The organism is Simplicispira psychrophila DSM 11588, from assembly GCF_000688255.1.
Classification (GTDB): Bacteria; Pseudomonadota; Gammaproteobacteria; order Burkholderiales; family Burkholderiaceae_C; genus Simplicispira; species Simplicispira psychrophila.
In genome coordinates this window covers 1-20,905 of record NZ_JHYS01000003.1, presented here as the reverse complement: position 1 = coordinate 20,905, position 20,905 = coordinate 1, and the positions used below count along the sequence as shown (strand labels likewise).

The window sequence follows — 20,905 nt, the reverse complement described above, 5'->3', positions numbered from 1 at the left end:
CTCACCAACTGCAGCGCTGCTAACTCCGCACCAGCGCGTTCTGGTGGTGACAGCCGCTGCTTGGCGCCTAGGCTCGATCCGTATGCGCCGCGCAGGCCGTACGGGCATTACTGTGCTGCGTCATAATCAAGGCCAAATCAGCCTGTAACGCAACAGGGACGTACGCTTTTAGCTATTGAAATAATAGTTTCAAGCGGCGCCCCGTCTAGCGTGCAGCGCAAATGGACTTTTCTTTCTGTCCTTTCTTCACTCTTTTTCAGACCGGCCGGGGCAGCGCAGCCAGCGTGTAACGGCCCCTTTTTTCCATGATCGAGATTCGGGGACTTTCCCAGATTTACCAGGGCGCACACGGCCCGGTCGAGGCGCTGCGCGGCATCGACCTGCATATCCAACCGGGCGAGGTGTTCGGCATCATCGGCAAAAGCGGCGCCGGTAAAAGCTCGCTGGTGCGCACCATCAACCTGCTCAACCGCCCTACCCAAGGTGCTGTCATCGTCAATGGCCGCGACCTGACACAACTGGGAGATGCTGATTTGCGCGCCGCGCGGCGTGACATTGGCATGGTGTTTCAGCACTTCAATTTGCTGTCGTCGCGCACGGTGTTTGACAACGCCGCGCTGCCGCTGGAGCTGGCCGGCCTGTCCAAAGACGCCATCCGCCAGCGTATCGAGCCACTGCTCGAACTGGTCGGCCTGACAGCACTCGCCAAGCGCTATCCAGCACAGATCAGTGGCGGGCAAAAGCAGCGCGTCGGCATCGCGCGGGCGCTCGCCAGCCACCCCAAGGTGCTGCTGTCGGACGAAGCAACGTCAGCGCTGGACCCGGAAACCACGCGCTCGATTCTGGCTTTACTGCGCAAGGTGAACCGCGAGATGGGTCTGACGGTGGTGCTAATCACGCACCAGATGCAAGTCATCAAGGACGTGGCCGACCGCGTCGCGGTGATTGACGGTGGGCGCATTGTCGAAATGGGCGCGGTGCTGGAGGTGTTTACCCGCCCACAGCAGGCGATCACCAAAAGCCTGATCGACGAGATCGTGCCGCAGGAACTGCCGGCCAGTGTCCTGACGCGGGTGCAGGCGCTGGCAGCCCAGTTAGGCGGCGCCAGCGGCCAATTGCTGCGCTTGTCGTATGCCGGCGAGAGCGCGTACCAGCCCATCTTGTCGCACCTGATCCGTGAGCTGGGGCTGGACTTGAGCATCTTGCACGGCCAGATCGACGAGATTCAAGGCCAGACGTTTGGCTCGCTGGCGGTGTTTGCCAGCGGTGCCAGCGCACAGATCCACCGCGCCATTGGCTATTTGCGCAGCCAGGGTGTGCAGGTCGAGGTGGTGAAAACTGGCGACGTGCCAACAACGCAGGGAATGGGCGATGTTTGAGAATTTTTCAGAAATGATGCTGGAGCTGTTTGCCACTTCGCTGTGGGAAACCGTGGTGATGGTCGGTATCTCAGGCGTGGTAGGGGCATTCATCGGCATTCCACTGGGCGTGTTCTTGCGCCTGACCGACCGGGGCGGTGTGCTGGAGAACGGTTCGCTGAACAAGACCGTCGGCTGGATCGTCAATGCTGCGCGCTCCACGCCCTTCATCATCTTGCTGGTGGCCATCATTCCGCTGACACGCTTGATTGTCGGCTCGTCGATTGGTACGGCGGCGGCCGTGGTGCCCTTGACCCTGGCGGCCGCGCCCTTCATCGCGCGTCTGGTCGAAACTGCGCTGCGCGAGGTCGATAACGGCTTGGTTGAGGCGGCGCAGGCGATGGGCGCGACCACCAGCCAGATTGTCTGGAAGGTGCTGCTGCCCGAGGCCATGCCAGGCATTGTGGCGGGCCTGACCATCAGCTTTGTCAGCCTGACCGGTTACTCCGCCATGGCCGGCGCCGTCGGCGGCGGCGGGCTGGGAGATTTGGGCATTCGCTATGGTTATCAGCGCTTTTTGCCCGATGTCATGCTGGCGGTGGTGGTCCTACTGATCTTTTTTGTTCAGGCCATCCAAAGCCTGGGCGACTGGGCCGTGCGCCGCCTGAGCCACCGTTGAGGCGGCGCCGGATGTGACAAAACGAAACGCCAACGCTGATACCCCTGTGGGTGGTGGCTCGCATTGCAAGCCGTAAGATGGCTTGAATTGACGCAAGGAAAGAGACCGATACGATGCATTCTGACAATTCCAACGACGCCCTCCAGCCTGCCGCGACCAAGGCAGCGACAGCCAAAAAGGCGCCTGCAGCTGAATATCTGACGCTCCAATTGGGCCAGGAAGAATACGGTATTGATATCCTGAAGGTGCAGGAAATCCGCTCCTACGAGCAGCCCACCCGTATGGCGCAGGCCCCCAGTTTTATCAAGGGCATCATTGATCTGCGAGGCGTCATTGTTCCCATCATTGACCTGCGCTTGAAGCTGCAATGCGCCAAAGCCGACTACACCGATTTCACCGTAGTCATCATCCTCAATGTGCGCGGTACGGTGATGGGCGTGGTGGTAGATGCGGTGGCCGACGTGGTAGCCCTGACAAGCGACGCCATCAAGCCAGCGCCCCAGTTTCAATCCCAACTTGATGCCGCCTTTGTCACCGGCATTGCCCGCCTGGGTGAACGCATGTTGATCATGATGGATATCGAGTCTCTCCTGGACAGCACCGAAATGGGCTTGTTGGCACAAATCACCCGGCAATAAAAAGCAAGGCGCTAACGCTGCTGGGGATACCGACGTTCACGCGTTAAACAGCGCAGCGTCTGTTGTTGCAGCGTGGACATGTTGCCAATGCCAGTTGTGTCTGTTTTTTTGCTACAGCTTGGGCCGAGATTTAATATTCATTTAGAATGAATGTTATAAATCGCCATGCCCGTGAGACATAACGAATGAAATCCTCCGAATTGCCCATAGCGCCTTCTGTCAAGGCGGCCTCTACCCCCCCCGCAGCGCTGAAAAACTGGCCCGTTCTGCGCTTGGGCTTTCGACCTTTTTATATTGGCACCGCACTGGTGGCTTGTCTGACCGTGCCCCTGTGGATTGCTATTTTTCTAGGCTGGATCCCTCTGCAACTGCCGGTGACGCCTTTGCTGTGGCATGCCCATGAAATGTTGTTTGGCTTCGCTGCTGGTGTCATTGCGGGTTTTTTGCTCACGGCGGTAAAAGCCTGGACGGGACTGGCGACGCCGCGTGGCACCCCACTGGGTGTGCTGTTCGTGCTATGGGCCGCAGCCCGGATCGCCGGGTTGACCGGACCCTATGTGGTGTATGCCGCGCTAGATGTCGTGCTGCTGCCGGCGGTGGCGGTGATCTTGCTGCGCGTCCTGCTGCGCGCCAAAAACCGCCGCAACCTGCCCTTGATCGGTGTGCTGCTGCTGCTAGGCTGCGCTAATCTGGCATTTCACCTGAGTGTGCTGGGCGTCCTCCCTATCGCGCCAGTGCAGGCGCTGTACGCTGGTCTGGCGATGATCGTGATGATCGAATGCGTGATGGCTGGACGCGTGGTACCGGCCTTTACCATGAGCGTGAATCCGGGATTGAAGATCAAGATCCCACGCTGGAGCGAGTTGACCACCTTGGCAGTGACGGCATTGGCATTGGCACTATGGGTGCTGGCACCGCCCGGTCCAGTGACGCTGGTGGCCTGCGCGCTGGCGGCCGTGCTGCACGCCGTGCGCTTGGCACAATGGCATCCTTGGGCCACACGCAACCGTCCCATCTTGTGGATTCTGCACCTGGCCTACGCCTGGATCGTGGTGGGCTTTGCCCTGCTGGCCTTGGCCCAATGGGGCTGGGTGGCAGTGTCGCCAGCAGTCCATGCACTGGCCGTGGGTACTACCGGCGGCCTGATCATCGGCATGCTCACCCGCACCGCGCGGGGCCACACCGGACGCGCACTGCAGGTATCCCAGCCCGAAGTGCTGGCCTATGTACTGGTGATGAGCGCGGCACTGCTGCGGGTACTGGTCCCGATCGCCGCACCGCAGTGGTATGCCGCTGCACTGGTGTGGGCGGCGCTGGCTTGGTCGCTGGCCTTTGCCATTTACCTGATCATCTATACACCATGGCTGCTGCAGACGCGCGCCGACGGCAAGGACGGCTGAGCAGCACCTGATCGCTTCTCGCCTATATCGTTTTCGTTATTCGCATTTTTCACCTCCCCTCAGAAAGGTCTTGTCATGGGTTCTACCGCTTCTTCCGTCATCGACATCGACGTGCGCCAAATCGCCCCCTCCGAGCGTCATTCCAAAATTTTTGGCAGTTTTGACGATCTGCTGCCTGGTCAGGCACTGCAAATCGTCAATGACCACGATCCACAACCGCTGCGCCGCCAACTCGATTCACGCTCGCCAGGCCAGTTTCAGTGGGCGTATCTGGAACAAGGCCCAAGCCAGTGGCGCGTGCTGATCAGCAAACTCGAGAAACCTGAGTCGAGCGGCTCGTGCTGCTCGGGCGGTGCCTGCGGCGGCTGAGAATCTGTTTACGCTTCCTAAGCAGCAAAGAGCCAGGAAGGTGTGCTCCAGCTTCTCGTAGCGCACCAGCAGCTTGCTGAACCTGTTGAACCAGCCGCGACACGCTTGTACGACCCAACGCCGGGCCTTCTTCGTGGCATCACGCTTCTTTTGCTCTGCCTCGCTTTTACGGCTGAGCACATGCGGGATGTAGCCATGCGCCAAGATTACGGTCATGGCACCTTTGCCCCGGTAACCCGCATCGGCACATAAATGTTTGGAGCGGCGCTGCTTGGGAGAGGGGCGTTTAACAACGATGGCATCCAGCACCGCCTCCCTCTGCGTCACATCGTGTGCGTTGGCTCCTGTGACTACCAGCGACGACCGGACGCCAGGCCCGTCCACCAGAAGATGGCGTTGGCTGCCATTTTTTCCCCGATCCGTCGGATTGGATCCGACGGCCTCCTGCGCCAAAGGCGCCTTGAACATCGCTCCATCGATGCTGTGCCAGCGCCAGGCAATGCCTTCGAGCTCGTCATACTCGGTAAAGCCGGCCTTGCATAGTGCCGCGAAGAAACCAGCCCTGGACCATTGCATGAATTTGCTATGCACTGCATTGGCGCTGCCAAAGCACTCAAAGGGCAGTGCCTTCCACTGGCAGCCTGTTCTGAGCACATAAACGATGGCCTCAAAAACCAGTCGGGCCGGCTTGGGCGGGTGCCCCGCACCTGCGCTGCGCAGGTATTGCTTGAGGGGATCGCGTACGCGCTCGGGCACCAATTTCTCCACCCTCTCCCAGAACTCGTCCGTGACTTCCCATGAATGGCATGGGTCTTGGTCATCTGTCGCTCCGGCGCCGGGCCGGCTCGGCTCGGGAGTGATTTTAATTTACGGACAAATTCTTAGGCAAGTTGCCTACAGCTTGCCTACAGGCAGCAAAAAACAAAAAACCCTGCTATCTTTTAAATAGCAGGGTTTCGTTACTGTGCTTGGGGTGGCTGATGGGGCTCGAACCCACGACAACAGGAATCACAATCCTGGACTCTACCAACTGAGCTACAGCCACCGTAGCTTCAAATTATAGCCTATTAAAAAGGCGATTTTTATAAGATCGCATTACTTTTCTACCATTTCTGGGGTTGCTGTAGGCCGCGCGACTTTGATCTGCACTTTGTAGCGGTCTTTGAGCATTTCATAGTAAGCCAACCCTTCAGCGTTAGACAACCACTGCAGATATTGCTGGTGGCGTTGTGCGGCAACTTTGGCGTCGGGAGCCGCGCCCGGTATCACTTGGTTGATTTTGGCAATTGCATAGCCTTGCAAGCCCAGACTCACCCCAGCCCACGCCGGCAATGTATCCGTCTTTGCACGCAAGACGGCCTCCACCACGGCACGGGGCTGGTTTTGCGGCTGATCGCGGGAGATGAGCACGGAAGCTGAAAGACCTGTGGCGCTATCGGGTTTGGCGATCCAGGCGGCAAGCTTGGCTTCGCCTTCCTTACCTGCCAGTTCGGCAGATTTTTCGCCCACATACAGTTGGCTAACCTGCGCATGCACTTCATCAAACGCCAGCGTACGTGCTGGGATGTATTGCGTGACGCGTCCGGCCACCATCTGGTGGGTGCCAATTTCTATCGCTTCAGTGTTGCGTTTGTGCTCCAGCGAATCGGCTGAGAAAAGTGCTTGCAAGAATTTTTCATTGGCCAATGGGCCTGATGCACCCGGTGCAGGGGTGCGCGTCACACTCTTGGCAGTTTGCAACTTGAGTTTGAGCTTTTCTGCCACTGGCTGCAGACTGTCGGACTGCTCATAGACATCGTTGGTGAAGGCCTCGGCCACCTCAGCATATTTGCGCTGTGCCTGCTGCTGCTTAAGTTCAACCTCGATCGACGGACGCAATTCTTCAAAGCTGGGCTGACGCGGTGTCTTGATGTCGGTCAGCAAAAGGATGTGGTAACCAAAATCGCTCTCAACCAAGTCACTGATCTCGCCCTTCTTGAGGGCAAAGGCCGCCTCCTCAAAGGGCTTGACCATGGAACCGCGGGCAAAAAAGCCCAGATCACCACCTTGATTAGCAGAACTTGTGTCATCAGATGATTTTTTTGCCTCCTCGGCAAAACTGGGCGGTGTCTTGCGCACTTGTTCCAGTAATTGCGTGGCGCGTTCCTTGGCCTTTTCACGCTCTGGCGCTGAGGCACCCTGCGGTACGGCGATCAGAATATGGCTGGCGCGGCGCTCTTCTTTGCCGGCCAAACGGGCGACATTTTCTTTGTAGTACGTGCGCAAATCATCTTCATTTAACGTAATGCCTGCACGAACGCCCTCCAGATCAAGCACGACATAGTCCACGCTGGCCTGCTCCGCCTGCTGAAACAGCGCCGGATGTTGTTGATAATATGCCTGCAACTCTGCATCTGTGGGCTGGACTTGGCTGGAAAAATCTTTTGGTTGGAAGCGAACAACCTGGATGTCACGTCGCTGGAACAAGGGATCGAGCGATACGTTAGCTTGGGCATTGGTGGCAAAAGAGGTGCCAATAACAGCCCCCATGACTTGGTTGACGGCCATATCCCGGCGCATGCTGGACTCAAAACCCTCGGGCGTCATGCCTTGAGTACCGACCAAGGCGCGGTAGGCGTCTGCGTCGAGCGTACCGTCCGCGCGCCGCAGCGCAGCAATTTGCGGAATTTCCTGCAAGCTGCTGGCCAATTTGGCATCGCTGGTGATCAGGTGCATTTTTTTAGCAGCCACCTGTAGAACACGATCACGGACCATACGCTCCAGCGTGGCATAACGCGCGCTAGGCGAATCGAGCAACTTGGCATCGATCGCCGGCTGCTGTGCCCGGATCCGGTCGGACTCTGTCCGATGCGTGCTGTCCCAATCTGCCTGGGTGATGTCATGGCCATCCACCCGCGCCACCACGGGGCTGCCACCTGAAAAATAGCTGGAATTGATGCCAACCAGCACGAAGGAGGGAATGATCAACAAGAACAGAAAGAGCATCACGACTCTGGAGTGCTTGCGGATGGATTCAAACATGTTCAATCTTTCAGAGACAAAAACAAAAGGCGAACTTTCGTTCGCCTTTGTTCGGTGGTGGTGGTGGGTCCTGACGGTCTCGAACCGCCGACCTACTCCGTGTAAAGGAGCCGCTCTACCAACTGAGCTAAGGACCCTACCTGACTGACTGTCAGTTCAAGGCATCTTTCAATGCCTTGCCTGGACGAAATTTTGGCACTTTAGCAGCCTTGATGTTAATCGCAGTGCCGGTGCGTGGATTGCGGCCGGTGCGTGCTGCGCGTTTGCCTACGGCAAAGGTACCGAAACCGACGAGCGACACTGTACCGCCTTTTTTCAGCGTCTTCTTAACCGCATCGATCGTGGCTTCCAGCGCGCGGGCAGCGGCGGCCTTGGGCATGTCGGCGTTGTTCGCAATGTGCTCAATGAGTTCGGTTTTGTTCACAAGAAACCTCTCGGTATCGGAGTTGATGGAATGTCCCTTGACCATCTGACTCTGACACAGCTGACTGCGCTCTGGAAAGCGGTGACAGGGTGTTTAAGAGTGGAGGATACACGTCAATGGACGCGTATTCAGATTAAAGCCATCGACATTCAACGTGTCAATATGGGTCGCTGCCTTGCAGCAGCGTCGCCTTCAATTCTAGTCGCAAAATCAACCTTGGCCAGCACTGGCCACAGCTTTTGTCTCACAACCGCTGCAAATTCGCCATCCCAGTTGACAGCCGCCAAACCCGCCACTTGGTTTATGCGCTCACAGCGCCTGAACAATTGCCAGACCCACATCCTGCGTCGTTGCAGTGCCGCCCAGATCCGGCGTGCGCGGACCGCCGCTGTGCGGATCGAGTACGGTTTCAATGGCCGCCAGCACGGCGTCGTGGGCAGCGCGGTAACCCAGAAAGTCCAGCATCAAGGCACCGCTCCAGATCTGGCCAATCGGGTTGGCGATGCTGCGCCCGGCAATGTCGGGGGCTGAACCATGCACCGGTTCAAACAACGAGGGAAAGTCGCGCTGCGGATTCAGGTTGGCGCTGGGGGCGATGCCGATGGTGCCGGTGCACGCCGGGCCCAGGTCGCTCAGGATGTCGCCAAACAGATTACTGGCGACGACGACATCGAACTGGTCCGGGCGTTGGACAAAGTGCGCCGTCAGGATGTCAATGTGGAATTTGTCCACGCGCACGTCAGGATAGCTCTTGGCCATTTCAGCAACGCGCTCGTCCCAGTACGGCATGGTGATGGCGATACCGTTGGACTTGGTGGCGCTGGTCAAGTGCTTTTTCGGGCGCGACTGGGCCAGGTCAAAGGCAAATTTCAGCACGCGATCCACGCCGTGGCGGCTCATCACCGTCTCCTGCATGACGATCTCGCGCGCCGTGCCCTCGTACATGCGCCCGCCAATACTGGAATATTCACCTTCGGTGTTCTCGCGCACGATGAGCATGTCGATCTCGCCGGGCTGGCGTGCGCTGCCGTCGCGCCGCACTACCGGGGCGATGATGCCCGGCATCAGGCGCGCCGGGCGCAGGTTCACATACTGGTCAAATTCGCGCCGAAACAGCAGCAGCGAACCCCACAGCGAGACGTGATCGGCAATTTTTTCAGGCCAGCCGACGGCGCCAAAGTAGATCGCATCATGACCACTGATTTGTGCTTTCCAGTCGTCCGGCAGCATCTTGCCGTGGCGCTCGAAATAGTCCCAGCTAGAAAAATCAAAGTGATCGAAGTGCAAGTCAATATTGAACTTGCGCGCCACAGCGTCGAGTACGCGCAGGCCCTCGGGCATGACTTCCTGGCCAATCCCGTCTCCGGCAATCACAGCAATACGATGCACCACGTTTATTCCTTTATTGATAGCTATAACTGCTTATGTTACGGACGTCAGAGCGTCTTTTAATACCCCATTCAGTGTTTGACGCGAGCCCGGATCTCGGGTATTGCCTTTTGCAGGTAATAGACCATCGACCACACCGTGAGCACGGCGGCGATCCAGATCAGCCAAGTCCCCCAGACGCCGGTATCGATGACGTCAAACAGCCGTCCGTCGTACAGCAGAAATGGCATCGCCATCATCTGCACCGTGGTCTTGAGCTTGCCGATCATGTGGACGGCAACGCTCCTACTGGCGCCAATTTGTGCCATCCATTCGCGCAGCGCCGAGATGGCAATCTCGCGCCCGATGATGATCAGCGCCACAAACACATCGGCACGCTGCAGGTGGACCAGCACCAGCAACGAAGCACAGACCAGAAATTTGTCGGCCACCGGGTCCAGAAAAGCACCAAAAGACGACGTCTGGTTTAGCTTGCGCGCGAGGAAGCCATCGAGCCAATCGGTGGCCGCAAACACCACGAACATCACCGTGGCGATGAGGTTTTGCATCTCTGGCGCGATGGGTGTGTAGAACACCCCGACGATCAAAGGTATCGCGACAATGCGCGTCCAAGTCATGATGGTGGGAATGGTCCAGAACATGGCGGCGATTGTGTCACGCCATACAAGGGCCAGAAGGCGGTCGGACTTGGCGCAGGCGGTTCAGCGTAACGCGCGGTAAATGGCCTCGGCCAGATCGCGCGAAATGCCTTCCACCGTGATCAGATCCTCGACGCTGGCCGAAGCCACACCGCGCACGCCACCAAAGCGTTGCAGCAGGCGCGCACGTTTCTTCGGCCCAACGCCGGCGATTTCTTCGAGTTGACCACCGCCCACGCGTACCTTGGCACGCTGCGCCCGCATCCCGGTGATGGCAAAGCGGTGTGCCTCGTCGCGGATCTGCGCTACCAGCATCAGTGCGGCTGAATCTTTGCCCAGCGCGACTTTCTCGCGTCCGTCGGCAAACACCAGATCTTCCAGGCCGACCTTTCGGCCCTCGCCCTTTTGCACGCCGACGATGTGCGCGATATCCAGCCCGAGCGCCGTGAATACCTCGCGCGCCATGCTGACCTGGCCTTTACCGCCATCGATCAACACCAGATCCGGCAGACGCGCCTGGCCCGAAGGCAACTCGGCACCGCCGGCCTCCCGCTGCGCCTCAGCCAGCTTGCTGTAGCGGCGCTGGAGCACCTGGCGCATAGCGGCGTAATCGTCGCCGCCGGTAATGCCTGCGATGTTGTAGCGCCGGTACTGGCTGCTCTGCAGCTTGTGCTGCGCAAACACCACACACGATGCCTGTGTGGCCTCGCCAGCGGTGTGTGAAACATCAAAGCATTCAATGCGCAGCGCCTCCAGGTCTTCTTGCGGCAAGTCCAGCGCCTGCGCCAAAGCACGCGTGCGCGCCTGCTGCGAGCCTTCTTCGGCCAGCAAACGCGCCAGTTGCAGACTGGCGTTGGTGAGCGCCATATCCAGCCAGGCGCGGCGCTGCTCACGCGGCTGGTGCACGCTGTGGATGCGCACACCGCTTTGCTCACTCAGCGCATCCAGCAACGCAGCATCCACCGGCACGCTCACCACCAGCGTCGGCGGCACCGGCACAGCGATGTAGTGCTGAGCGATAAAGGCGTGCAGCACCAGCGACTCGACACTGCGCGCTGGTGTGGCTTCAACTTCCGTCCCTACCCCCTCCGGCGTATCCGCTGCGCCTTCGGGCACAAACACCGCTGCCGCGTCCTCGACATGCGCCGGAAAGTAGGCGCGATCCCCTACGTGGCGACCCCCACGCACCATGGCCAGATTGACGCAGGCACGCCCGCCCTGCACTTTGACGGCCAAGATGTCCACGTCCTTGTCAGACACCGTTTCAATCGACTGCTGGTGCAGCACGCGCGACAAGGCCGTCATCTGGTTGCGCAGTTCGGCGGCTTGCTCGAATTCAAGTTGGTCAGCGTACGCCATCATGCGCAGTTGCAATTGCTCCAGCAGCTCTTGCGTATCACCGCGCAGTAGCGCCTCGGCGTGTGCCACGGCCTGCGCATAAGCCTCGCGCGAGATCAAGCCGACGCACGGCGCGGTGCAGCGCTTGATCTGGTACAGCAGACATGGGCGCGTGCGGTTGACAAACACCGTGTCTTCACAGGTGCGCAGGCGAAACACCTTCTGCAGCAACAAGATGGTTTCCTTGATCGCCCAGGCGGTGGGATACGGGCCAAAGTAGCGGTGCTTTTTATCGATGCTGCCACGGTAATAGGACAGGCGTGCAAAAGCCTGGGCAGGCGCATCCCCGGTGCCGTCTTTGGCGGCCACGCCGGTGATCTTCAGGTACGGATAGCTCTTGTCATCGCGAAACAAGATGTTGTATTTGGGCTGCAGCGACTTGATGAGATTGTTCTCCAGCAGCAGCGCCTCGGCCTCCGAGCGCACCACCGTGGTCTCCAGCCGCACAATTTTGCTGACCATGTGGCCGGTGCGCGTACCGCCATGGTTTTTCTGAAAATAGCTCGATACGCGGCGCTTGAGGTTCAGCGCCTTGCCCACGTACAAGAGCGCGTCTTGGACGTCGAAATAACGGTACACACCGGGCAAGGGCGGCAGCGCGGCGACCTGCGCCAGCAGTTCGGGAGAATGCATTAGGGACATGGCGCTATTGTGCAAATTCCGGCCAGCACATGGCACGCCGGGGACAATGCGCGCCATGACTGCCGCACTCATTCCTATACCCACACCTACCCTGCAATGGGACATCTTCTGCCAAGTGATCGACAACTTTGGCGACATCGGCGTGTGCTGGCGCCTGGCCTGCGACTTGGCGCAGCGCGGCCAGTGCGTGCGCCTGTGGATCGACGACACCAGCGCCTTGCAATGGATGGCGCCCCACGGCTGCGCTGGCGTGCAGGTGTGGCCTTGGGGCAGCACTCTGCCAGCACACGCCGCGCCCACAGATGTGCTGATCGAAGCCTTCGGTTGCGAAATAACTCCTGAAACAATAGCTATTTGCGCACACCAGGCAAGCGTTAGAGGCCAAAAACCCGTATGGATCAACCTCGAATACTTGTCTGCAGAACGCTATGTCGAGCGCTGCCACGCCCTGCCCTCGCCGGTGCAGCACGGCCCGGCAGCGGGCTGGATCAAGTGGTTTTTTTACCCCGGCTTCACCCCGGCCACTGGTGGTGTGCTGCGCGAGCCGGATTTACAAACACGCCAGACCCGCTTTGACATTGCTGCCTGGCGCAATGCGCACCAAGCAGGCACTGGCGTAAACCCCACATCGGGGGAGCGCTGGATCTCTCTGTTTTGCTACGAGCCGCCGGCACTGGCGCAGTTGCTGGCGCAATGCGCCCATGCCAGCGCGCCAACGCAGCTGCTGGTGACACCGGGCCGGGCGGCGGCAGCGGTGCGTAGCGCCTGGGACGGCATAGAACACGAGATTGAGTATAAAAATGGCCTCAAGCCCTTACTGGACGTGCGCAGTCAGCTCTCTTTTTCATACTTGGAGCCGTGCACGCAAAGCGCGTTTGACGAGCTGCTGTGGGCCTGCGACCTTAACCTGGTGCGCGGCGAAGACTCCCTGGTGCGGGCGCTGTGGGCCGGCAAGCCGTTGGTGTGGCACATCTACCCACAGCATGACAACGCACACCACGCCAAGCTGCACGCCTTTCTGGATTGGCTGCAAGCCCCCCCTTCGCTGCGCCAATTCCATGCCGTCTGGAATGGCATCAGCACCGCACGCCTGCCCGTCTTGGACCAGGACACACTGCGTGCATGGGGCGACTGCGTGCGCCGTGCACGCGCACAACTCTGGACACAAAACGACTTGTTGACACAACTACTCGGGTTTTGCCTGGGAAAACGCTAAAATCTCAGGCTTTGCGCAAAACTGCCGGTCAGATCTTTGTACTGGCACTGCGCATCCTCGCCGCGGAACATGCATCGGCGTGGTCGCCCAACAGCTGCCCGTCCCTGCATTGAGCGGCTTCACCACAGGCAAACATGCTATGAAAATCGCTCAAGAAATCCGCGCCGGTAACGTCATCATGCACGGCAAAGACCCTATGGTCGTCCTCAAGACCGAATACGCCCGCGGCGGCCGCGGTGCAGCTACCGTGCGCATGAAGCTCAAGAGCCTGATCGGCAACTTCGGCACCGAAAACGTCTATAAGGCCGACGACAAAATCGACAACGTGATCCTGGACAAAAAGGATTGCACTTACTCCTACTTTGCCGACCCGATGTATGTCTGCATGGACACCGAGTACAACCAGTACGAAGTCGAAGCCAGCAATATGGGCGATGCGCTGAACTACCTTGAAGATGGCATGACTCTGGAAGTGGTGTTCTACGACGGCAAGGCCATCTCCGTCGAACTGCCCACCAACGTCGAGCGCGAAATCACCTGGACCGAGCCAGCCGTCAAGGGCGACACCTCCGGCAAGGTTTTGAAGCCTGCCAAAATCGCTACCGGCTTTGAAGTGCCCGTGCCGTTGTTCGTCGCGCAAGGCGACAAGATCGAAATCGACACCCGCACCGGCGAATACCGCAAGCGCGTGTAATGCCGGTGGGGCGGCGCAGCCCACCGCGCAGCCATCAGGCAAAAAAGGCTTCCTTCGGGAAGCCTTTTTTTATGCCGGAGTGCCTGCATGTTGTCCAGCGCATCCCATGAGAAAATCCGCCTTTATTTCCATCTACCCACAGGACAACACCATGGACGCAGAACACATCAACCAAATCGGCAACACCCTCATCGACCTGTCCGAGCGCACGCAAGAGTTACGGGGGTATCTTTGACTACGATGCTAAATTTGAACGCCTGCGCACGGTAAACGCCTCGCTCGAAGACCCAGCGGTCTGGAACGATCCCAAAAAGGCCCAAGAGCTGGGCAAAGAAAAAAAATCACTCGATAACGTCGTGCTGACACTCCAGCACCTGACGCGCGAGTTGGCCGACAACACCGAGCTCTACGAAATGAGCGCGGAAGAAGGCAACGATGCCGACCTGCTGGCCATTGCCAAAGAGGCCACCAAGCTGCAGCCCCAGATCGAAGAGCTGGAGTTTCGCCGCATGTTCCGCCACGAGGCCGATCCGCTCAACTGTTATCTGGACATCCAGGCCGGCGCCGGCGGCACCGAAGCCTGCGACTGGGCCAGCATGTTGCTGCGCCAATATTTGCGTTACGCCGAGCGCAAGGGTTTCAAGACCAGCGTGGACGATGAGACGGCGGGCGACGTGGCCGGCATCAAGGGCGCGACGATCCACATTGAGGGCGAGTACGCCTATGGCCTGCTGCGCACCGAAACCGGCGTACACCGCTTGGTGCGCAAATCGCCGTTTGACAGCTCGGGCGGGCGCCATACCAGTTTTGCCAGCGTATTTGTCTACCCCGATATTGACGACTCGATTCAGATCGACATCAACCCGTCCGACGTGCGCACCGACACCTACCGCGCTTCGGGCGCCGGCGGCCAGCACATCAACAAGACCGATTCGGCAGTGCGGCTGACGCACATGCCGACCGGTATCGTGGTGCAGTGCCAAGACGGCCGCAGCCAGCACGGCAACCGCGACATCGCTTGGCAGCGCCTGCGCTCCAAGCTGTATGACTTTGAGATGCGCAAGCGCCAGGAAGAAGCGCAAAAACTCGAAGACACCAAGACCGATGTCGGCTGGGGACACCAGATCCGCTCGTATGTGCTGGACAACAGCCGCATCAAGGACTTGCGCACGAACGTTGAAATCTCGGCCACACAAAAAGTGCTGGACGGCGATCTCGACGCCTTCATCGAAGCCTCGCTCAAGCAAGGCATTTAAGGAAAACCATGTTGCCAATGCGTGACGGGCAGGCTGCTGCCACCGCGATCCAGCGCGGCGACTACCGGGCTCCGGCCTGGTGGATCGACACTGTGGACCTGGCGTTTGACCTTGACCCGGCCAAAACACGGGTGCTCAACAAGATGCGCCTGCGCCGCAACCCGGACGTGGCGCCGCAGGCGCTGCGCCTGGACGGCGAAGAGCTCAACCTCTCACGCGTACTGGTCAACGGCGCGGGCACCTCGTTCAAGATGGACGGTGACCAACTGGTGCTAGAAAACCTGCCCGAGGGCGATGCACCCTTTGACTTGGAAATCTTCACCACCTGTGCCCCCCTCAAGAACACCCAGCTGTCGGGCTTGTACGTCAGCCAGGGCACCTTTTTCACGCAGTGTGAAGCCCAAGGGTTTCGCCGCATCACCTATTTTCTTGACCGACCCGACGTCATGGCCAGCTACAGCGTGGTGCTGCGTGCTGACAAGGCGCTGTACCCGGTGCTGCTTTCCAACGGTAATTTGGTTGATCACGGCGATCTGGATGCGGGCCGTCACTTTGCCAAGTGGGTCGATCCACACAAAAAACCCAGCTACCTGTTTGCGCTGGTGGCCGGCAAGCTGGTGGCACGCGAGCAACGCATCACCTCGCGCGCTGGCAATCCGCACTTGCTGCAGGTCTACGTGCGCCCGGGGGACCTAGGCAAGACCGAACACGCGATGCACTCACTCATGGCCAGCATTGCCTGGGACGAGGCGCGTTTTGGCCTGACGCTCGACTTGGAGCGCTTCATGATCGTCGCCACCAGCGACTTCAACATGGGTGCAATGGAAAACAAGGGTCTGAACGTCTTCAACACCAAGTACGTACTGGCCAGCCCCGCCACGGCCACCGATGTCGATTACGCCAACATCGAATCGGTCGTCGGCCACGAATATTTCCACAACTGGACCGGCAACCGCATCACCTGCCGCGACTGGTTCCAGCTGAGCCTGAAAGAAGGCCTGACGGTTTTCCGCGACCAGGAATTCAGCATGGACATGGCCGGCAGCGCATCGGCGCGCGCCGTCAAGCGCATCGAGGACGTGCGCGTGCTGCGCACCGCCCAGTTCCCCGAAGACGCCGGCCCGATGGCACACCCGGTGCGCCCCGACCACTACGTTGAAATCAACAATTTCTACACCGTCACCATTTACGAAAAAGGGGCCGAAGTGGTGCGCATGATGCACACCCTGGTCGGGCGCGATGGCTTTGCGCTTGGCATGAAGCTGTACTTTGAGCGCCACGACGGTCATGCAGTAACCTGCGATGACTTTGCGCAGGCCATTGCTGACGCCAACCCCGACAGTGAACTGACCAGTCGCCTAGAGCCTTTCAAGCGCTGGTACGCTCAGGCTGGCACGCCACGCGTGCACGCCACTGGCCATTACGACGCGGTGACGCGCAGCTACACCCTGACACTGACGCAAAGCTGCGCGGCCACGCCCGGCCAGCCGGTGAAAGAGCCGTTCGTCATTCCGGTCGAACTTGGCCTGTTGACGCAGGACGGCCACGCCCTGCCCTTGCAGTTCGATGGAGAAGACACTCCGGGCGCCACCAGCCGTACAGTGGTGCTGTCCGAATCCAGCCAGACCCTGCGCTTTGTCAATGTAGACAGCGCGCCGGTGCCGTCACTGCTGCGCGGCTTCAGTGCCCCGGTGGTGCTGGACATCGATTACAGCGACGCCGACCTGCTGACGCTGCTGGCGCACGACAGCGACGCCTTCAACCGCTGGGAAGCCGGTCAGCGCCTGCTGCTGCGTTGCGCTATTAAAAATATAGCCAATACCACAGACCCCATAAGCGTTACAGGCGCTTTTGAGCATAAATTCTTGTCAGAGCCAGTGCTGCAAGCGCTGCGCAACGTGCTGCGCGACCCGGCGCTGGACGCGTCCTACAAAGAGCTGCTGCTGACACTGCCGTCCGAAACCTATATCGCCGAGCAGCTTGAGGTGGTCAATCCACAGCGCGTGCACGGCGTGCGCGAGCACATGCGCGCGCAACTGGCACTGGCCTTGCAGACAGACTGGCAATGGGCTTTCGAGCAGCACCAGGACAGCGGCAGCTACCAACCCGACGCCATCTCGGCTGGGCGACGCGCCCTGAGCGGTCTGGCACTGTCCATGTTGTGCCTCGCAGCGCAGCGCAGTGGCGACAGCGTCTGGCCGGGCAAGGCGCTACAGCGCTTCAAGGACGCCGGCAACATGACCGATCGCATGGGCGCCCTCAGTGCCTTGGTCGGCAGCGGCCACGACTTGGCTGCACCCGCGCTGGCGCGTTTTTATGCGCTGTTCAAGGACGAGCCTTTGGTATTGGACAAATGGTTTGCCCTGCAAGCCGGTGCGCCTGACCGAAACGGCCACGTACTGCCGCTGGTCAAGCAGCTGATGCAGCACCCGGACTTTTCGCTGAAAAACCCCAACCGCGCGCGCAGCGTCATCTTCAGCTACTGCAGCGCCAACCCCGGCGCTTTCCACCGCAGCGATGCTGCTGGCTACGTGTTCTGGAGCGACCGGGTGATCGAACTGGACGCCATCAACCCGCAAGTCGCCGCGCGCTTGGCGCGCGCCCTGGACCGGTGGCAAAAATTGGCCGAGCCGTGGCGCACTGCCGCACACGAAGCTATCGGCCGCATCGCTACCCGCTCCGATCTAAGCAACGACGTGCGCGAGGTGGTGACCCGCGCCTTGGCTTCATCAGCCCCATAAGAAAGAAAGAGAATTTTCATGGCAAAAAGAATCAGCCTGACCCGCTACCTGGTCGAACAACAACGTGTGGACGGCCTCATCCCCGGACAACTGCGCCTACTGCTCGAAGTGGTGGCACGCGCCTGCAAAAGCATCAGCCACGCCGTCAACAAGGGCGCACTGGGTGGCGTGCTGGGCAGCGCGGACAGCGAAAACGTCCAGGGTGAAATTCAGAAAAAGCTCGACATCATCGCCAACGAGGTGCTGATCGAAGCCAACGAATGGGGCGGCCACCTGGCGGCCATGGCATCGGAAGAAATGGACGGCATCTACGTCGTACCCAACCGCTATCCGCAGGGTGAATACCTACTGCTGTTCGATCCCCTGGACGGCTCCAGCAACATCGACGTCAACGTCAGCATCGGCACCATCTTCAGCGTGCTGAAAAAGCCCGAAGGCGACCGTGGTGTGGAAGCCGGCGATTTTCTGCAAGCCGGTCACCAGCAGGTCGCTGCCGGCTACTGCGTCTATGGCCCGCAAACCACGCTGGTGCTCACCGTGGGCGACGGCGTGGCTATGTTCACGCTGGACCGCGAGCAGGGTTCGTTCATCTTGACGCAAGAAAATGTGCGCATTCCCGAAGACACCAAAGAATTCGCCATCAATATGAGCAATATGCGCCACTGGGATGCCCCCATCAAGCGCTATGTCGATGAATGCCTGCAAGGCGTAGAAGGCCCGCGCGGCAAGAACTTCAACATGCGCTGGGTGGCCAGCATGGTGGCCGACGTGCACCGCATCCTGACGCGCGGCGGCATCTTCATGTACCCCTGGGACAAACGCGAGCCAAACAAGCCCGGCAAACTGCGCCTGATGTACGAAGCCAACCCCATGGGCTGGCTGGTAGAACAAGCCGGCGGCGCCGCCACCAATGGCAAGCAACGCATCCTGGACATCCAGCCGGGCCAGCTGCACGAGCGCGTCAGCGTCATCCTAGGCTCAAAAAATGAAGTTGAGCGCGTGACAAGCTACCATTCCGAGCTATAATTTAAAGCTTACGCCGGTGTAGCTCAGTCGGTAGAGCAGCTCATTCGTAATGAGAAGGTCGGGTGTTCGATTCATCTCTCCGGCACCAATACAGCAAAGGAAACCTCGCTATCAATCTGGTAGCGGGGTTTTTTGCTTTTGGTCGTCTGTAGGCAATCTGTAGGCAACTTGTCTAAATACAGCGCTGGTTTTCTGGTCGTGCGCGCCAGTGGCGGCGGGATTGTTGCCCGCCATCCACTGCCCGCCTCGCGTGCGCGGGCGTACTGCTGCGGAAAGTCTCGGCCATCGGGTGCAGGCCAGCAGCAGCAGCAGCGCCTTGGCTTGTCGCGTTTTGGTGCGCTTTCCTTTTTCGGATGTGATGACGGGCGCACCAGCAGCACCAGCAGCACCAGCAGCCCATTCGGATTTCAAATCCAGCTTGCAGTGCTAAGTTTTACTAAGTCCGTCAACGGGTCGCCAGTGCCCCCTTGAACCATGACATTTCATAACAGGGCCGGCCTGTTCGCTCGGCTGGCAATCTGAGGTTTTCTGAGGAGGGCAGCAGCGCATTCAGCGTCTGGCGCAGGCGGGTCTTCTTGGGGGCTTTCCGTGCGTACCAGTTTGCGTACCGGGCAGTGCGTACCGCCTGATTGCGCACTAACCCCGGCGCTAACCAGTGCCTTGTTTACAGCGACTGGGTGACGCTTTCCGTGGAAACACCCTTGGAAACCTGCCTCTTGGAAACCGCTGATTCCTTGGTAACCAGTCTGGTAACCGCGCCCTTGGTAACCAGTTCTGCTGTTACGCACGCTGTTACAGCGCCCTGTTACGCCTGCCGCGCTGGATGCCGCCATCAACCGGCTCAGTTTTCAGCCGGTTGAATTCTTCGCTGCATCTAGCTGCCTTGGGTGATGCTCCAAAACTGGATCATCTTTGGCCGGGCGACTTGGGGGTCAGGTCGGTTCTGGCCCCTTCCATTCGGTGGGCGTAGAGGCTGGCCAATTGCGGGAACATCCCGCATTTGAAAACCTACGCGGTGTTGGTTTTGGTTGGACGGCGGCGGTGTCCTGAATGTTCAGGGCATCTCGGTGGGCGTGCGTGTCGTCCTGCGCCAGCAACAAAAAACCCGGCGCAGTGGCCGGGCTGGGTGGTGGTGCTGGGTGGGTCAACCGATCAGGTTTTCCAGAATGGCATCTGTGACCTCCTCGTTGCCGAATGAATCGCGGTCATCTGCAATGTGGCGCAGCACCGCCTTGGCATCGTCGCGGCTCTTGGGGCGCAGCACGGACAGGCAGCGGCGCAAGTAATCCTCACGGGTGCGGGTCTGTGGCAAGCCGTCGCCAGCGTCGGGCCATGCGCTGCGCTGGGTGTAGAGGGCGCTCCAGTAACCCAGCTCGTGCAAGCAGTCGGCCAGCGTGTGAGGGCGCAAGGTGGCGTGCGCTTCAAACGCTTTGACAACATCGTCGCCGTCGTACTCGTCGAACATCCCGCTCGGCTCCAAGTCAATCAGCGCGTCGATGCAAAACAGCTCCGTTGCTTGGTCAGCCCACATAGCCGCCTCACTGCCAAACCGTGCCACGGCTTCGCGCTGGCGTGTCTGTCGGTCAATCACTCGCTTGGCATGGCCTGCCAAGTCGGCAAAGTTCATGGAGCCAAACGCGGCGGCCAGCGTGTTGCCAGTGCTTCGCGCTAGGTGGTCACCATGTGCTGGTCTAATTTCCCTGGACACCTCGATAGGTGCAACCCACCTGGACGAGGAATATGAGCAAGAGAAAACGAAGGACATTCAACGCGGAGTTCAAGCTGCAGGTCGTGCAGATGATTCGTGTGCAGGGCTTGAGCGTCGGCGATGTCTGCCGCGACATGAAGCTTGGCGAGACGGCCGTTCGGCGATGGCTAGCCCAGGCTGATGAAGAGGCTGCAGGTCGCCCCGGTATCGGCAAGCCGCTCAGCGCTGAGCAGCAACGCATCCGCCAGCTTGAAGCCGAGAACAAGCAACTGCGCGGCGACGTCGATATCTTAAAAAAAGCATCGGCC

At 59.6% G+C, this 20,905-nt stretch carries 18 protein-coding genes, 3 tRNA genes and 1 pseudogene; 12 read left to right on the top strand and 10 right to left on the bottom strand.

What is annotated here, in order from left to right; all coding sequences use genetic code 11:
- Window positions 1–305 precede the first annotated feature (305 nt).
- From Q390_RS0103975 to Q390_RS0103955, 5 genes are all read left to right on the top strand, one after another.
- The gene (locus tag Q390_RS0103975; RefSeq protein WP_027994907.1) at window positions 306–1,379 is read left to right on the top strand and encodes a methionine ABC transporter ATP-binding protein; all 1,074 of its coding nucleotides are present in this window, start codon (window positions 306–308) and stop codon (window positions 1,377–1,379) included.
- On the top strand, window positions 1,372–2,037 hold the full coding sequence (locus Q390_RS0103970; RefSeq protein ID WP_027994906.1) for a methionine ABC transporter permease: 666 nt from the start codon (window positions 1,372–1,374) through the stop codon (window positions 2,035–2,037). Before Q390_RS0103975 ends, Q390_RS0103970 begins: the two co-directional genes overlap by 8 nt.
- A 113-nt stretch (window positions 2,038–2,150) precedes the next feature.
- Window positions 2,151–2,675: a chemotaxis protein CheW gene (locus Q390_RS0103965; protein ID WP_027994905.1), complete on the top strand. Its 525-nt coding sequence runs from the start codon at window positions 2,151–2,153 to the stop codon at window positions 2,673–2,675.
- 185 nt (window positions 2,676–2,860) lie between these two features.
- Entirely contained in the window at window positions 2,861–4,075 is a 1,215-nt protein-coding gene (locus Q390_RS0103960; RefSeq protein WP_027994904.1) for an NnrS family protein, read from the top strand.
- Between the two features lie 75 nt (window positions 4,076–4,150).
- On the top strand, window positions 4,151–4,444 hold the full coding sequence (locus Q390_RS0103955; RefSeq protein WP_027994903.1) for a DUF2249 domain-containing protein: 294 nt from the start codon (window positions 4,151–4,153) through the stop codon (window positions 4,442–4,444).
- Window positions 4,445–4,471: 27 nt separating this feature from the next.
- Here the strand turns inward: Q390_RS0103955 and Q390_RS20275 are convergent.
- The 8 genes and pseudogenes from Q390_RS20275 to uvrC form a co-directional block, all read right to left on the bottom strand.
- Window positions 4,472–5,305 (bottom strand): annotated as a pseudogene (locus Q390_RS20275) (IS5 family transposase); the annotation flags it as partial.
- A 108-nt stretch (window positions 5,306–5,413) separates the two neighbouring features.
- Window positions 5,414–5,489: transfer RNA gene (locus Q390_RS0103940), tRNA-His, on the bottom strand.
- Between the two features lie 50 nt (window positions 5,490–5,539).
- Window positions 5,540–7,465 (bottom strand): SurA N-terminal domain-containing protein, encoded by a 1,926-nt coding sequence (locus tag Q390_RS0103935; protein WP_027994900.1) that lies wholly within the window; start codon window positions 7,463–7,465, stop codon window positions 5,540–5,542.
- A gap of 61 nt (window positions 7,466–7,526) precedes the next feature.
- Window positions 7,527–7,602, bottom strand: a tRNA-Val gene (locus tag Q390_RS0103930).
- Between the two features lie 14 nt (window positions 7,603–7,616).
- Window positions 7,617–7,889: an HU family DNA-binding protein gene (locus tag Q390_RS0103925; protein WP_027994899.1), complete on the bottom strand. Its 273-nt coding sequence runs from the start codon at window positions 7,887–7,889 to the stop codon at window positions 7,617–7,619.
- A 309-nt stretch (window positions 7,890–8,198) separates the two neighbouring features.
- Window positions 8,199–9,287 carry a tartrate dehydrogenase gene (locus tag Q390_RS0103920; RefSeq protein WP_156949823.1) on the bottom strand — a complete coding sequence of 363 codons (1,089 nt, stop codon included), beginning with the start codon at window positions 9,285–9,287 and terminating at the stop codon, window positions 8,199–8,201.
- A 62-nt stretch (window positions 9,288–9,349) separates the two neighbouring features.
- The gene (pgsA, locus tag Q390_RS0103915) at window positions 9,350–9,919 is read right to left on the bottom strand and encodes a CDP-diacylglycerol--glycerol-3-phosphate 3-phosphatidyltransferase (RefSeq protein WP_027994897.1); all 570 of its coding nucleotides are present in this window, start codon (window positions 9,917–9,919) and stop codon (window positions 9,350–9,352) included.
- A gap of 60 nt (window positions 9,920–9,979) precedes the next feature.
- A complete protein-coding gene (gene uvrC / locus Q390_RS0103910; RefSeq protein WP_027994896.1) occupies window positions 9,980–11,956 on the bottom strand; it encodes an excinuclease ABC subunit UvrC in 1,977 nt (658 codons plus the stop codon).
- Between the two features lie 55 nt (window positions 11,957–12,011).
- Between uvrC and earP the strand changes: the two genes are divergently transcribed.
- The 6 genes from earP to Q390_RS0103875 all read left to right on the top strand — a co-directional run bounded on the left by earP (window position 12,012) and on the right by Q390_RS0103875 (window position 18,977).
- The gene (earP, locus tag Q390_RS0103905) at window positions 12,012–13,172 is read left to right on the top strand and encodes an elongation factor P maturation arginine rhamnosyltransferase EarP (RefSeq protein WP_027994895.1); all 1,161 of its coding nucleotides are present in this window, start codon (window positions 12,012–12,014) and stop codon (window positions 13,170–13,172) included.
- 139 nt (window positions 13,173–13,311) lie between these two features.
- Window positions 13,312–13,866 (top strand): elongation factor P, encoded by a 555-nt coding sequence (efp, locus tag Q390_RS0103900; RefSeq protein ID WP_027994894.1) that lies wholly within the window; start codon window positions 13,312–13,314, stop codon window positions 13,864–13,866.
- A 151-nt stretch (window positions 13,867–14,017) separates the two neighbouring features.
- Window positions 14,018–15,122 (top strand): peptide chain release factor 2 gene (gene prfB / locus Q390_RS0103890; protein WP_156949822.1). Its coding sequence is split into 2 segments (ribosomal slippage): window positions 14,018–14,098 and window positions 14,100–15,122, totalling 1,104 coding nucleotides; the frame shifts between segments, so codons are not numbered across the junction.
- Between the two features lie 8 nt (window positions 15,123–15,130).
- Window positions 15,131–17,863, top strand: coding sequence for an aminopeptidase N (gene pepN, locus Q390_RS0103885; protein ID WP_027994892.1), 2,733 nt, complete (start codon window positions 15,131–15,133; stop codon window positions 17,861–17,863).
- A gap of 18 nt (window positions 17,864–17,881) precedes the next feature.
- A complete protein-coding gene (locus tag Q390_RS0103880) occupies window positions 17,882–18,889 on the top strand; it encodes a class 1 fructose-bisphosphatase (RefSeq protein ID WP_027994891.1) in 1,008 nt (335 codons plus the stop codon).
- A gap of 12 nt (window positions 18,890–18,901) precedes the next feature.
- Window positions 18,902–18,977, top strand: a tRNA-Thr gene (locus Q390_RS0103875).
- Between the two features lie 23 nt (window positions 18,978–19,000).
- On the opposite strand, the gene Q390_RS0103870 is transcribed toward Q390_RS0103875, so the two are convergent.
- Together Q390_RS0103870 and Q390_RS17435 are read right to left on the bottom strand one after the other, a co-directional pair.
- On the bottom strand, window positions 19,001–19,300 hold the full coding sequence (locus tag Q390_RS0103870; protein ID WP_027994890.1) for a hypothetical protein: 300 nt from the start codon (window positions 19,298–19,300) through the stop codon (window positions 19,001–19,003).
- Window positions 19,301–20,033: 733 nt separating this feature from the next.
- Complete coding sequence (locus tag Q390_RS17435; protein ID WP_051603021.1) at window positions 20,034–20,516, bottom strand: hypothetical protein; 483 nt, start codon at window positions 20,514–20,516, stop codon at window positions 20,034–20,036.
- Between the two features lie 113 nt (window positions 20,517–20,629).
- Here Q390_RS17435 and Q390_RS0103860 point away from each other — a divergent pair.
- Window positions 20,630–20,905, top strand: a 276-nt coding sequence (locus tag Q390_RS0103860; RefSeq protein WP_027994889.1) for an IS3 family transposase, incomplete at its 3' end; no start/stop codon positions are given.